Here is a 12,552-nt window from a genome sequence, read left to right as displayed (position 1 = left end):
ACCCGGTCGAGGGTCAAGCCACAACCGCACCGACTACCGATCCGGGCGCTCCCCGAGGGTGGACACGACGGCCCGTTGCAGCACCGCCGTCGTACCCAGCACCGTCCCGGCCGGCCCGTCGGCGGTGTCCGCCACGAGATAGCTGCGCTCGCCGAGGTACTCGTACGTCCGCTCGTCGAAGATCCACTCGTCGCGCCTGTCGAGTTCGGTGTGCCCGACGGCTATCCCTCGCCGGCCGGCGGCGTCGGTGACCCCACGGACCACCTCGACCCCGGGGATCTTCGCCGCCGCCCGGTAGAGCGCCGCGCTCGTGTGGGGCGGCACCAGCGACTCGCGCAGGATGTCACCGATCGCGGTGAAGGCCGCGCCGTCGCGGCTGTTACCCCGACCCCGTTCGCCCCGCTCCCGGTAGAGCTTCGTCAGCAGCGCGTCCGGGTCGGTGGGTAGATCGACGAGCGCCGCGTTCGGCGTCACGTCGCTGAGTCTCGACTGTCGGGGGATCACCTCCGCGAGGGGTACGTCGAAGCGCGGCTCCCGCAGCAGGCCCTCGCCCGGCTCGTACCGCGGGATCCAGAGCTCCCGTTCGCGTACCGGTTGTAGCCGGGCTGGCCCGTCGCCCACCTCGGCGTACGCGCCCTTGCTGCGGATGTAGACGTACTCGCCCTCGCCGGACGATGGTCCCGGCTCGTCGCCGGCCGCCTCGGCCATCCGGTTCAGCAACAGCGTGGCACCGCCGTGTTCGCCCGGCGCGACCGCCACGACCAGTGGCGCGCTGTCCGGCGCCCACGGCTGGGTAACCGCACCGGCCGCGACAACGGCGGTCAGCACGCCCGCCGCCGGCGCGAGCACCAGCATCCGTCGCGGCCGGTGGACCGGCCGTCCGATCTCGTTCAACAGGTGGTGTCGCAGTGCCTGCCGGCGCGCGGCCGGCATGGCCGGCACGTGCGGGGCGGTGCGCTCGCTCATCGGTGCTCTCCCTGCTCGACTGGGATCTTTCGGGTACGTGCCATCTCCTGCTCGGCCAGCGCCCGGAGCCGGGACCGGGCCCGTGACAGTCGCGAGCGCACGGTCCCGACGGGTACGCTCAGCGCCTCGGCCGCCGCCACGTAGTCCAGTTGCGACCACACGCACAGCAGGAACACCTCCCGGTCCGCCCGGCGCAGCGCCCGCAGCGCCGCCACAGCCGCGGCGACCTGGTCGGCGTCGTGCATCCGGCCGACCACCTCGTCGGCGAAGTCGGGGACCTCGTCGCGTGTCGGCAGTCGCCGTAACGCCTCCCGGTGCCGTCGCGCCGCTCGCCGCCGGTTGCGCAGCACGTTGGTGGCGATGCCGAGCAGCCACGGCCGGAGAGTGTCCCCGTCCGGGCGCAGGGACTCGCGAATCCGCCACGCCTCAAGGAAGGTCAGCGACACCACGTCGTCGGCGAGCACCGGATCGCTCCCACTCCACACCGCATGGCGACGCACCGCGTCGGCGTGCCCGTCGAAAAGCTCCCCGAACGCCTCGGTGTCTCCCGCGCGGATTCGGCTCCGCATCTCAGCTGTCACACCGGTACCTGTCCGCAGCCGCCCCCGAGTTCCCGTATTCGTCAGGCGACGGACGACCTGTACTGGCCGGATCGCGTGACGCCCTGCTGATGTTGGCAGACTGGCTCGTATGACAGGTCTGACCGCCGAACTCGTGGTTGATGGTCGTGACCCGCGAACCCCGGTACTCGCCCGGGACGGGCGTCTGCTCTGCTACGTCCTCGCCCCGAGCAGCCGGACCGGTGACCACCTCGACACCGAGGTCTGGTACGTCGACATCGATGTCGGCGTGTCGCGCCGGGCGACCGCCGACACCGCAACGGAGTCTCGGCCACGCTGGTCGGCAGACTCGGCGACGCTGTTCTTCCTGTCCGACCGCGCCCACCGCGGCACCCCGCAGGTACACAGGCTCACCGTCGCCGACGCCACGGTGACCGCGTTGACCAGTTGGCGCGTCGGCATCATCGACCATCTGCCCCTCGCCGACCCCGGCCTCGTCGCTCTGCTCGCCGAGGACGAACCCACCGAGGAGGACGAGCGCCGTGCCCGGGACCGCGACGACGCCATCGTCGCCGGCGAGCGGGAGCCACGGGCCCGGTTGCGGCTGCTCGACCTCGACACGGGCAGCGTCACCACACCCGATGTGTTTGGCGATCGACACGTCGTGGAGCTGCGGCAACGACCCGACGGCGGCCCGCTTGCCGTGCTCACCCAGGCCAGCGCCGACAGCGACTACGGCCCCCGCACCGGTCGGCTGCACCTGTTCGACCACATCACCGGGACCGTTGAGGAGCTTGGACCGGTCGCGGTCGACGCGCGTTCCCTGGCCTGGTGGCCGGCTGAGGACGGGTGGCACCTCGGTTACCTCGCCCTCACCCCACCGGGCCTACACGCCGGTAACGCCGTGTTCGACCTCGCCCTGGGCAGCCGCGTCCTGCGCAATCGCACCGCTGATCTCTCGATGTGCCCCACCGAACTGTGCCAGACCGATGCCGACGCGCTGGTGGTGTTCGCCGACGGCCTGAACTCGACCCTGGCCCGGCTCGGCCCCGCTGACCTCACGATCCTGTCGCAGCATCCGGGACGCCTCGACAGCCTCACCACCAGTGGTGCCGGTGAGAGGATCGCCGCGCTGACCGGTAGCCGGTATCAACCCGCCGACGTTCACGTCGGGCCCTCGGCCGGGCCGCTACGAAAGATCACCAACACTCGTCCAGAGCTGAACGGGCTCGCTCTCGGCACACAGGAACGGCTGGCCTACCGGGCTGCCGACGGACTCGCCCTCGACGGCCTGCTCGTCCTCCCGGTTGGACAAACCGCCACCGAAGGACCGTTCCCGCTGGTCACGATCGTGCACGGCGGCCCGTACGATCGCTACGCCGACCGTTGTCAGTTGTTCTGGTTCCCTAGCGCCCAGTGGTTGGCCACCGCCGGCTATGCGGTGTTCCTGCCCAACCCGCGCGGTGGGCAGGGCCACGGCCACCGGTTCGCCGCCAGCGTCGCCGGTCGGGTCGGTCAGGAGGAGTGGACCGACATCCAGGCTGGCATCGACCTCCTCATCGCGCGGAACATCGCCGACCCCCACCGGTTGGGCATCGCCGGGTGGAGCCACGGCGGCTTCATGTCCACGTGGGCCGTCGGACAGACCGACCGGTTCCGCGCCGCGTTGGTCGGCGCTGGCATCGTCGACTGGGGCATGCTCGCCGCGACCGGGGAGAACGGCCAGTTCGAAGCCGCGCTCGGTGGGAGCACCGGCTGGTCCGGCGTCGGCCCACACCGACACGACACGGTCAGTCCTGTCTCCTTCGCCAGCCAGATCCACACTCCGGTGCTCATCCTGCACGGTGCCGAGGACACCAACGTCCCCCTCGGACAGGCCGTGTACCTCCACCGGGCGCTGCGCCACTTCGAGGTCGAGCACGAGTTCGTGATCTACCCGAGAGAGGGTCACTCGATCCGGGAACGCAATCACCAACTCGACGTCATGCGCCGGACTCGCGCATGGTTCGATCGCTGGCTAGGGCCTGACCGAGGGCGCGTCCCAGGCCGAGACACGCGCCCACCTGCGAGACCCGCTCTCGCCACCGACCCGAATTCCGTCTTGCCATGACTGCCGGTGTGCCCGCCCCGACTCTGGTCTGCCTGGTACCGGCGTTCCCAGGAAGACCAGACCTCTGGCTGCTCGCCCGGCCGTTTCGCAGGCTTGAGGCGTGAGAACGCACGACAATCACTTCGTGCCGGCATGCACCGAGCGCAAGGGCGCCAAGCGATGACCGCGGCGGCCGACCACAGGAAGAGGGAAGAACAGTGAGCAAGTACGCGCTCGTCACCGGCGCCACCTCCGGCATCGGCAGGGCCTTCGCCGAACGTCTGGCCGCCGACGGCTACCACCTGGTGATCGTGGGCCGGCGCGAGGACCGGCTGGCAGAGTTCGCCGCCGCACACCCCGAGGTCACGGTCAGGACCGTGGCCGCCGACCTGTCCACCACCGCGGGCATCGACGCGGTCGCCGAGATCTGCGCCACCGAGCCGCTGACCATGCTCGTCAACAACGCAGGCGTCGCCCACTACATGCCCCTCGCCCAGCTCCCCGCCGACAAGGCCGCCGAACTGGTCAACGTCAAGGTCCTCGCCCCCACCATGCTCACCCGCGCGGTGGTCTCGAGCATGCAGGAACGCGGCAGAGGGGCCATCATCAACGTGGCCGGCATGATCGCGTTCAGTGGCCCCGCCCCGCACTCCCAGATGCCCCGCCGCGCCGTTTACGGTGGCAGCCTGGCCTACCTCGTCGCCATCTCCCAGACCCTCAGCGCGGAGCTGGAGGGCACCGGGGTCACCGTGCAGGTCGTGTGCCCGGGTGTGGTGGCCACCGAGTTCCACGAGCGTCAGGGCCTGGACCTGAGCAGGCTGCCCCGCATGTCGGCCGACGACGTCGTCGCCGCCAGCCTGCGCGGCCTGGAACTGGGCGAGACCGTCTGCGCCCCGGGTGTCGAGGATGCCAGCCTCCTCGACGCGGTCTTCCAGGCCGATCTCGCCGCGTTCGGCGCGCAGAGCCCCGAGCTGGCCACACGTTATCGAGCAGCCTGAACCGACACGGCCGTCGGCCCGGCGCACGGCCACCGCTCGCGCCACCGGCGCGAGCGTCGTCACCGGGGACGAAGTCGCGTCGCGCCGGCTCCTGGACTGCGGATCGCAAGGTCGTCGGGCGGCCGCTGACCCCGGCTCATCGGGTGGCGACGAGGGCCTCGAGCGTCGAGCGCGCCGATGTCGGGCGGCGGCCGATGAGGGTCTGCAACGTCGGGTCGGTGACGGTGAACTCTCCTCGACGCGCCGCGCGGTACATGCCGAGGGTGAAGTCGGCCGCTGCGACCGGCATGCCGCGCTCGATGGCTGTCGCCCGCCACTGGTCGTCGCTGACGACGATGCGAGTGACAGCGCGGCCCGTGATGTCGGTCAGGATGCCGGCCACCGCCTCAAGGTCGAGCGTCTCGGCTGCGGTCAGCGCCGGCGTGATGCCGTCGAGTGGGCCCTCCTCGGTCAGGGCGATGGCTGCCGCCTCGGCCAGGTCGGCGTGCGCGGTCCAGGACACTGGGCCGTCCGCCGGCGCCACGAGTTGACCGGTCTCCAGCGCCGTGCCGATGGAGAAACTCAGCGTGCTGGCGTAGAACCCGTTTCGCAGGGCGGTGAAGGGAACCCCCAGGCCGGCCAGGTGCTCCTCCGTCGCGGCGTGCGTGGCCTGAGGGGCAAAGAGCGAGTCCAGGGAGGCGGCCTGGTGGCTGGTGTACAGGATTCGTTTGGCCCCTGCGGCGTGGGCGGCGTCGATGGCGGCGCGGTTGGCGACGAGCGCCCCGCCGCCGCGGATGGCGGCGGACACGATGAGTACCTTGTCGGCCCCCTCGAAGGCGTGCTCCAGGGTGGCCGGTTCGGTGAAGTCTCCGGCACGGACCCGGACACCGCGCTCGGCGAGGCCCGCAGCCTTGTCGACGTCACGCACGCTCACGCCCACGGCGTCGGGTGGCAGTCGGTCGAGCAGGCGGTCGACGATCTGGGACCCGAGTTGACCAGTGGCACCGGTGACGACGAACATGATGAACACTCCCTTGTTATCAGCGTTACATCGGCGACGTTATCACCGATATTCCGAGGTTAACAAGACGCTGTTAGCATTGGTTCATGGTGACGACGCAGGACACGGCATCCCGCGACGACGTCCGTGCGGGCATCGTCGCGGCAGCAACCCAACTGCTGCGGGAGAAGGGCGCGAACGCCGTGACGACACGCGCCGTCGCCCAGGCCGCGGGTGTGCAGGCGCCGACCATCTACCGCTTGTTCGGCGACAAGGACGGCCTCATCGACGCCGTCGCCGAGCACGTCATGGCCACCTACGTCAGCGGCAAATCGGCCGCAGCGGACGTCGCGACGGGCGACCCGGTCGCGGACCTGCGCTCCGGGTGGCGCACGCACGTGGAGTTCGGCCTGACAAACCCCGAGCTGTACGCGCTGATCGCCACGCGGGGGAGCGGCGCGCCCTCGCCGGCGACGGTCGCGGGCCTCGACGTACTGCGTCGCCGGGTACGGCGACTCGCCGCAGCCGGCCTCCTACGGGTCGACGAACAGCGCGCGCTCATGATGATCCACTCCGCGGGCAACGGAACCATCCTCGCCCTACTGGGAATGCCCAGCGAACAGCGCGACCTCGGTCTGGGCGAGGCCATGCTGGATGCGGTACTCAACAGCATCCTGGCGACAACTCCGGCGACGCCCGACACGACCACGAACGCGGTCGCGGTGACATTCGCGACGGTGCTGCCCGACCTCCCGGGGCTCACCGACGCCGAACGCGCGCTGATGGCCGAGTGGCTCCACCGGTCGCTGACTCACTGAGGCCGTGGTCACCTGACGGATCATCGATTTCCCTGCGGCGGCGCTGACCTGAGGGTCAACCAGGGAGGCTTCACCCGCCAGGGGCATCGCCGACTGCGAACCGATCGAGGGCACGAAGAACCTGCTCGCGCGTCTCGGTGCTGCCGAGATGTCCTGCGCTCTCGATCACGGTCAACGTCGAGTCGGGCCAGGCGCGGTGCAGGTCCCACGCTGTTTGCAGCGGCCCGCCCAGGTCGAGCCGGCCATGGACGAGGACACCGGGGATGCCGGCCAGTTGATCGGCATCGCGCAGCAGTGCGCCTTCCTCCAGCCACGCGCCGTGGGAAAAGTAGTGCGCGCAGATTCGCACGAAGGCCAACCGAGCCGCGGGAGGGCGGTCGCCGTACGGATTGGATGCGCCGCCGGTCTCTCCGGACAGGACCGCGTCTTCCCAGGCACACCAGTCGATCGCGGCCCTGTCCCGCACGGCGGCGTCAGGGTGTTCCATGAGGCGGGCGTACGCGGCGACGACATCCCCGTCGCGGGGTGTGCCCGGGGCTCCTTCGAGGAATCGTTGCCACTGCTCGGGGAAGAACCGGCCGACGCCTCGGTAGAGCCAGTCGATGTCGGCGCGTCGGGTCATGGTGACGGCGGCGATGACGATCTCGGACACCCGCCGGGGGTGTTGCTGCGCGTAGGCCAGGATGAGCGTGGAGCCCCAGGAACCGCCGTGCAACAGCCAGCGGTCGATGCCGAGGCGTTCGCGTAGCCGCTCCATGTCGGCGATCAGGTGCCAGGTGGTGTTGTGCCGCATGTCGGTCGACGGGTCGCTCGCGTGTGGCGTACTGCGGCCGCAACCACGCTGGTCGAACAGGACGATCCGGTACCGGTCTGGATCGAAGTACCGGCGCGCGCCGGCCCCACACCCGGAACCGGGCCCGCCGTGGACGACCAGCGCCGGCTTACCGCCCGGGTTGCCGCACACCTCCCAGTACACGACGTTCCCGTCGCCGACGTCGAGCATGCCGGTCTCGTACGGCTCGATTGGCGGATGCAGCTCGGTCAAGGTGCAGACCTCCAGGAAGCGGGCAAGGGAACCAACCGCATTCTGGCGCTCGCCCAGCGACGATCCGGTCCAGGAATTGACCGAGCCTGCGGATCTCAATTACTGGATTGTCGTTAACGATAATCCAGTAAATAACTAACGCAAAAGGTGCGCAACGGACGTGCATCATAATGACAGTTCTTGGGCGTAACGACTCAGGCTGGTGTGGTGCGAGCAGAACCGGGTGCGAACGTCACGCCAGGTCGTGGTCGAGACCGTGGTGCCGAACCTCAGTCCGCCTGCCGCCCGTACGCGGCACGGGCTGCGGCGACCTCTGCGGACTGACGCGCGCGCCACCGCTTCTGCGCCTCGTTGTTGCACTCACGACAGACCTTGCGGTACCGACCACTCGTGGGGTCGATCTCCCGCTCGTGCCCGTTGCGGCACTGCGGCTGCTGGGTGCGGTTGCGGCAACTGTCGGCGTGGGTCACCTGCCGCAGATGGGTGGGCTCGATGCAGTCCGGCACGCCACACAGGTGGTGCACCTTCAGGTCGGGGTCGTAGCCACCGACGAAGACGACGTACGCCGTGATGTGCGCCCAGGCCCGGCCGGCGACCTTCTGGTACCCGCCTCGCTGGCTGCCGTAGCCGCGCACGATCAGACAGCCGTCGTCTCGACGAACCGAACGTTCGGCGAGGTACGCGCGAAGGGTTTCCTCCGTGAAATGCCGGGACAAGCCCTTCACCTGCGACAGCATCGCACCAGGCTAGATCAAAGCCCCGACAGGCCCGATCGGCTGGCCCGCGCGAAGCCCGATCCGGGTCAGGCCGACCCGTGGGCGGGCAGGTCGAGGAGATCACGGGCGCCCTGACGCAACAGGGCCGCAGCGACGGACGTCCCGAGGGTGATCGGATCCGCCGCCCACTCGTGTACGTCGAGGACGGTCTTGCCGTCGAGGCTGATCACCCTCGCGCGTAGGCCGAGACGACCGTCGGGTTCGGTGCGCGCGAGCGCGGCGATCGGCGAGTGACAGTTGCCCTGGAGGATGTGCAGCATGGTCCGCTCGGCCATGGTCTCCTGCCAGGTTCGCGGGTCGTTGAGGCTCGTGGCCAGGTCGCGGGTGCGGGTGTCGTCGTCGCGGCACTGCAGGACCAGGGTGCCGGAGCCGACCGCCGGGATCATCGAGTCGACGTCGATCGGGTGGGTGATCCGGTCGGTCTGCCCGATCCGTTGCAGACCGGAGACCGCGAGCAGGAGCGCGTCGTACGCCTCGCCGGCGTCCAGCTTGGCCAGTCGGGTGTTCGCGTTGCCGCGGATGGGCACCGGAACCAGGTCGGGCCAGTGCAGGGCCATCTGCGCGACCCGCCGTACGGCGGAGGTGCCGATCCGGGTGCCGGCGGGCAGTTGCTCGATGCGGATCCCGCCCGGGTGTACGAGGCAGTCCCGGACGTCGTCGCGGGCGACGTAGGCGGCCAGCACCGTGCCCGCCGGTGCCGGCCGGTCCCCGGGTACGTCCTTGACGCAGTGCACCGCCAGGTCGACGTCTCCGGTCAGCAGGGCGGCGTCCACCTCCTTGGTGAACGCCCCCTTGCCGCCCAGCGCGGCCAGGTCGCCGAGCCACCGGTCCCCGCTGGTCGACATCGACATCACCTCCACGGTGACGTCGGGATGCCGGTCGGCGAGCATCGCGCGGACCCGCTCGACCTGCGCCAGCGCCATCGGAGAGTTGCGGGTGCCGATGCGTAGCAGGCGGGAGTCGGACATACCGGCGAGAGTAGACCGTTGCACACGCGCATCGACGGCCAGGCCAGCACGTCGGGACGTTTGGTACCTCAGACGTGTGCGCGGCTGCCCGTCGAAGGGATCCAGCCGATCCGCTCCTCCGGTCGGTCGCGGCACCCACGCCCTAGGATCGGCTGGTGTTCCGGCCGACGTACCCGATCCGTACCGCGCGGCTCACCCTGCGTCCGGTCAGGTCGGATGACCTCGACGACGTGTACGCGTACCAGCGCAGGCCCGACGTCACGCGGTGGATGCGCGGTGCCGGGCCGCGTACCCGGGAGCAGTCGCGCGCGTCGGTCCTCGCCATGACAGGCGAGGACGCGCTCCGCGCGGAGGGCGACTGCCTGACGCTGGCCGTGGTCGAACGCACCGGGGTGATCGGGGCCGTCGAGTTGGTGTGGCGCAGCGAGGTCGACCGGACGGCCGAGGTCGGGTTCGTCTTCCACCCTGACCACGGCGGTCGCGGGTTGGCCACGGAGGCCGCCGCGGCGTTGGTGGACTGGGGTTTCGCCGAGTTCGGGCTGCATCGCGTCTACGGTCGGTGCCACGCGCGCAACGACGCTTCCGCTCGGTTGATGCTCCGCCTCGGCATGCGTCAGGAGGCCCGTCACGTGGCGAGTTACCTGTTCGAGGGGGAGTGGGCCGACCAGTTGGTCTTCGCGGTCCTAGACCACGAATGGCGGTCCCGGGACCCGGGTTGATCCCCGCGTGGGCCGGCGGCGCTCGATAGATTGACCGCCATGTCATCAGTGGACACGCTCGACGGTTGGGAGTCGCTGTCGCCGGAGTTGCGGAAGCGGCTGGCCGCGGCCGACCTGCCGGACACCCTGCGCCTCGACGAGTACGACCTGTTCCTGCTCGGCCCGGATCTGGTCCAGCGCGACGGGATGCTGCGATTCGGGTACGGCACGGACGCGTGGGGCGGCGAATTCTGTCTCGATCTGGAATCCGGCGCGGTGTACGTCCTGGGCCACCACGGGTCGCTGACGTTCGTGAACTCTTCGATCGAGTTGTACGCGCGCTCGCTTCGCCTGGTCGCCGGTCTCGCGCCCGCGATCGTCGGTGGTGACCCGGATGAGTGGGAAGACGCCAAGGACGAGATGCAGCGTGTCATCGCGGAGTGGGACGAGCAGGCGATGACCTCGGACAACTACTGGGACGCCCTCTCGTGGGACATCGCTACCGGCAACTACGCCGACCAATCGGACCTTTAGCTCTTTTCCGAAATGTCAGTCGGGGCTACTTCGTTAACATTGACCGCCTAGCATCCCTCGGGTTCGTATGACATAGACGTACGGACATGTCCGGGCTCGCCTGTGACAGGCGGGTCAACAAAAACATCACTCGTGCCGCCGCGCGATCGTCGTCGCGCGTTGGGGGGCCATTTGTGTCACGGGTGCGAAGGGGGACAGCGAATCTGATGGGCAACGTCATCAAGGAGCGCTCGCGGATCGCGGTGCTGACGCGACTCGCGGCGGTCCTGGTCCTGATCTGGTCGGTGATCGGCATCGCGCCGGCCGCCGGACACGCCAGACCGCAGGCCGCCGCACCATGGCCGATCATCGATGCCCGGTGTGCGCCGATCACGCCGGAAGGCCTGGTCGGCTACGGGTGCCACAAGCTGAGCGTCTACCTGCAGGAGGCGCGGATCGATCTTCGGTACAACCGGCCGCCGAAGACCACCGACAAGCTGTACACGAACGTCCGGGGCAACTACGCGATCGCCCAACTGCAGGACGGCAAGTACATCATCGGTTACAGCGATGGTCTGAAGCACGCCGAGGCCCGGCTGATCGACCAGATGCAGGGCAAGGCACCGCGCATCGAGTTCGACCCGAAGACCGGCAAGGTGTCGTACCAGCCGGCCAAGGCATCGCCGATCAAGGAGGGTTACTCCGAGATCGAGCCCTGCAAGAACTCCTGTGACCGGGACCTGAAGAACGCCAAGGTCCGCGACAAGTTCACCTACAGTCACCGCTGGAACGCCAAGCCGGGTGAGGACGAAAAGGCCCTGCGGGACCGGACCAATAACCGCAACACGGGCGCGAAGCAGGTCGCGGTCCAGACGCTGCTCAAGACGAGGCAGACCGGCCCGATCCTGCCCAAGACGCCGGAGGAGTTGGCCAAGGGCAGCGCGGTGAGCAAGGCGGTCGGGAAGCAGTTGGGACCGATCCGGCCGGGTGGCATCGACTTCTCGTCGGTCCAACTGCGGTACGTCACCGACGGTGGCGGATCGACGGGTGACACGTACTCGTTCGAGACGGCGACCACCCCGGGCCAGGAGTCGAAGGACGGCACCGTCCAGATCTACGACGCCGACGAGGCGCTGAACACCTGGATGACCGTGGAGTCGGCGCGGTTCTGGGTGAACCTGAACCCGAGCCAGCCGGACAAGGTGATCGACGAGTACCTCGGCCGTACCGCGGTCGGTCGCATCATGCTCGACGCCGACCTGGAGTTGAAGCGGGCCTGGACGCGGTTCCAGGACCCGAAGACGGCGGTCGGCCTGGAGTACTGGAACCGGATGACCGGCCTGGACGGGGCCTGCATCCGGCAGTGGATCGTCCCGAAGACGGCGACGATCCGCGAGGAGGGCGACCGCCTCTACATCCTCGACGCGCCGCTCGAGGTGAAGGCCGAGGCGTTCGACTTCACGATCCCCGGCAACCCGGACTTCACCTGCCCGGCCAACCCGGAGCCGTCGATGGCCGTCTACCGGGATCTGCTCCTGCCCGAGTTGAACAAGGCCGTCAACGAAGCGGCCGGGTTCAAGGACCTGCGCCGGGTCTACATCAGCCGGGTGGCCGCCGAGTGGTACCGGGCCCGGATGGCGGCCGACGGCCGGGCGGCCGAGGCCGGCATCGACAGCAACGACGTCAGCACCCTGGAGCGGGAGGACGACTGGAGCCCGACGGACGTCTTCAACCAGTACGTGAAGGAGATCTCCGCCACCACGTACGAACTGCCGAACGGCGTGAAGGTGACCGCGGGCGGCGTCGACTTCACCCAGCCGGTGAAGACGACCAAACTCAGTGACACCAGGTTCAAGGAAGAGCACGCGACTCTGCCGACCACCGTCGACAAGTCGCTCACGGCGGTCACCAAGACCCCGGACGAGAAGCAGGCCTACCTGGGTGGCACCGACGAGATCCCCGAATTCGTCGTTCTGAAAGCGGCGACTCCGCGGCCGGGTGGCGGGGATGGCGGAGGTGGTGGCCTGCCGGTCACCGGTGCGTCCATCTTCACCATCGCGGCGGCTGGCATCCTGCTGGTCCTGATCGGCGTGGTGGCCCTGTGGCACACCCGCCGGGTGCGGTGGGTCGTCAAGAAGTAGG

At 69.4% G+C, this 12,552-nt stretch carries 11 protein-coding genes and 1 pseudogene; 6 read left to right on the top strand and 6 right to left on the bottom strand.

The window, feature by feature from the left end:
* Positions 1–33 precede the first annotated feature (33 nt).
* Complete coding sequence (locus tag ABGB10_RS11950; RefSeq protein WP_347660936.1) at positions 34–966, bottom strand: CU044_5270 family protein; 933 nt, start codon at positions 964–966, stop codon at positions 34–36.
* On the bottom strand, positions 963–1,535 hold the full coding sequence (locus ABGB10_RS11945) for an RNA polymerase sigma factor (RefSeq protein ID WP_347660935.1): 573 nt from the start codon (positions 1,533–1,535) through the stop codon (positions 963–965). The genes ABGB10_RS11950 and ABGB10_RS11945 overlap by 4 nt, the downstream gene beginning before the upstream one ends.
* A 121-nt stretch (positions 1,536–1,656) precedes the next feature.
* Here ABGB10_RS11945 and ABGB10_RS11940 point away from each other — a divergent pair.
* A pseudogene (locus ABGB10_RS11940) lies at positions 1,657–3,558 on the top strand (prolyl oligopeptidase family serine peptidase); the annotation flags it as partial.
* 275 nt (positions 3,559–3,833) lie between these two features.
* Positions 3,834–4,613: an SDR family NAD(P)-dependent oxidoreductase gene (locus ABGB10_RS11935; protein ID WP_347660934.1), complete on the top strand. Its 780-nt coding sequence runs from the start codon at positions 3,834–3,836 to the stop codon at positions 4,611–4,613.
* A 136-nt stretch (positions 4,614–4,749) separates the two neighbouring features.
* Here ABGB10_RS11935 and ABGB10_RS11930 read toward each other — a convergent pair whose 3' ends face one another.
* Entirely contained in the window at positions 4,750–5,613 is an 864-nt protein-coding gene (locus ABGB10_RS11930; RefSeq protein ID WP_347660933.1) for an NAD(P)H-binding protein, read from the bottom strand.
* Positions 5,614–5,699: 86 nt separating this feature from the next.
* Here ABGB10_RS11930 and ABGB10_RS11925 point away from each other — a divergent pair, with 86 nt between their 5' ends.
* Entirely contained in the window at positions 5,700–6,410 is a 711-nt protein-coding gene (locus ABGB10_RS11925) for a TetR/AcrR family transcriptional regulator (RefSeq protein WP_347660932.1), read from the top strand.
* Positions 6,411–6,480: 70 nt separating this feature from the next.
* On the opposite strand, the gene pip is transcribed toward ABGB10_RS11925, so the two are convergent.
* The 3 genes from pip to hemC all read right to left on the bottom strand — a co-directional run bounded on the left by pip (position 6,481) and on the right by hemC (position 9,199).
* Positions 6,481–7,455 (bottom strand): prolyl aminopeptidase, encoded by a 975-nt coding sequence (gene pip, locus ABGB10_RS11920; RefSeq protein ID WP_347660931.1) that lies wholly within the window; start codon positions 7,453–7,455, stop codon positions 6,481–6,483.
* A 269-nt stretch (positions 7,456–7,724) separates the two neighbouring features.
* A complete protein-coding gene (locus tag ABGB10_RS11915; RefSeq protein WP_347660930.1) occupies positions 7,725–8,192 on the bottom strand; it encodes an HNH endonuclease in 468 nt (155 codons plus the stop codon).
* 65 nt (positions 8,193–8,257) lie between these two features.
* Positions 8,258–9,199 (bottom strand): hydroxymethylbilane synthase, encoded by a 942-nt coding sequence (hemC, locus tag ABGB10_RS11910; RefSeq protein WP_347660929.1) that lies wholly within the window; start codon positions 9,197–9,199, stop codon positions 8,258–8,260.
* Between the two features lie 155 nt (positions 9,200–9,354).
* Between hemC and ABGB10_RS11905 the strand changes: the two genes are divergently transcribed.
* From ABGB10_RS11905 to ABGB10_RS11895, 3 genes are all read left to right on the top strand, one after another.
* Positions 9,355–9,918, top strand: a complete 564-nt coding sequence (locus ABGB10_RS11905; protein WP_347660928.1) for a GNAT family N-acetyltransferase — start codon at positions 9,355–9,357, stop codon at positions 9,916–9,918.
* A gap of 39 nt (positions 9,919–9,957) precedes the next feature.
* Positions 9,958–10,431 carry an SUKH-4 family immunity protein gene (locus ABGB10_RS11900; RefSeq protein WP_347660927.1) on the top strand — a complete coding sequence of 158 codons (474 nt, stop codon included), beginning with the start codon at positions 9,958–9,960 and terminating at the stop codon, positions 10,429–10,431.
* Positions 10,432–10,637: 206 nt separating this feature from the next.
* Positions 10,638–12,551 carry a hypothetical protein gene (locus tag ABGB10_RS11895; RefSeq protein ID WP_347660926.1) on the top strand — a complete coding sequence of 638 codons (1,914 nt, stop codon included), beginning with the start codon at positions 10,638–10,640 and terminating at the stop codon, positions 12,549–12,551.
* Position 12,552: the final 1 nt, after the last annotated feature.

Source organism: Micromonospora sp. B9E7 (genome assembly GCF_039871815.1).
Taxonomy (GTDB): Bacteria; Actinomycetota; Actinomycetes; order Mycobacteriales; family Micromonosporaceae; genus Micromonospora.
This window is presented reverse-complemented; position numbering and strand designations above follow the sequence as displayed.

What these genes read in the sequence shown, in the direction of transcription:
- ABGB10_RS11950 (WP_347660936.1), bottom strand. Translation starts at nt 966, where the DNA reads ATGAGCGAGCGCACCGCCCCGCACGTGCCGGCCATGCCGGCCGCGCGC.
- ABGB10_RS11945 (WP_347660935.1), bottom strand. Translation starts at nt 1,535, where the DNA reads ATGCGGAGCCGAATCCGCGCGGGAGACACCGAGGCGTTCGGGGAGCTT.
- ABGB10_RS11930 (WP_347660933.1), bottom strand. Translation starts at nt 5,613, where the DNA reads ATGTTCGTCGTCACCGGTGCCACTGGTCAACTCGGGTCCCAGATCGTC.
- ABGB10_RS11925 (WP_347660932.1), top strand. Translation starts at nt 5,700, where the DNA reads ATGGTGACGACGCAGGACACGGCATCCCGCGACGACGTCCGTGCGGGC.
- ABGB10_RS11915 (WP_347660930.1), bottom strand. Translation starts at nt 8,192, where the DNA reads ATGCTGTCGCAGGTGAAGGGCTTGTCCCGGCATTTCACGGAGGAAACC.
- hemC (WP_347660929.1), bottom strand. Translation starts at nt 9,199, where the DNA reads ATGTCCGACTCCCGCCTGCTACGCATCGGCACCCGCAACTCTCCGATG.
- ABGB10_RS11900 (WP_347660927.1), top strand. Translation starts at nt 9,958, where the DNA reads ATGTCATCAGTGGACACGCTCGACGGTTGGGAGTCGCTGTCGCCGGAG.
- ABGB10_RS11895 (WP_347660926.1), top strand. Translation starts at nt 10,638, where the DNA reads ATGGGCAACGTCATCAAGGAGCGCTCGCGGATCGCGGTGCTGACGCGA.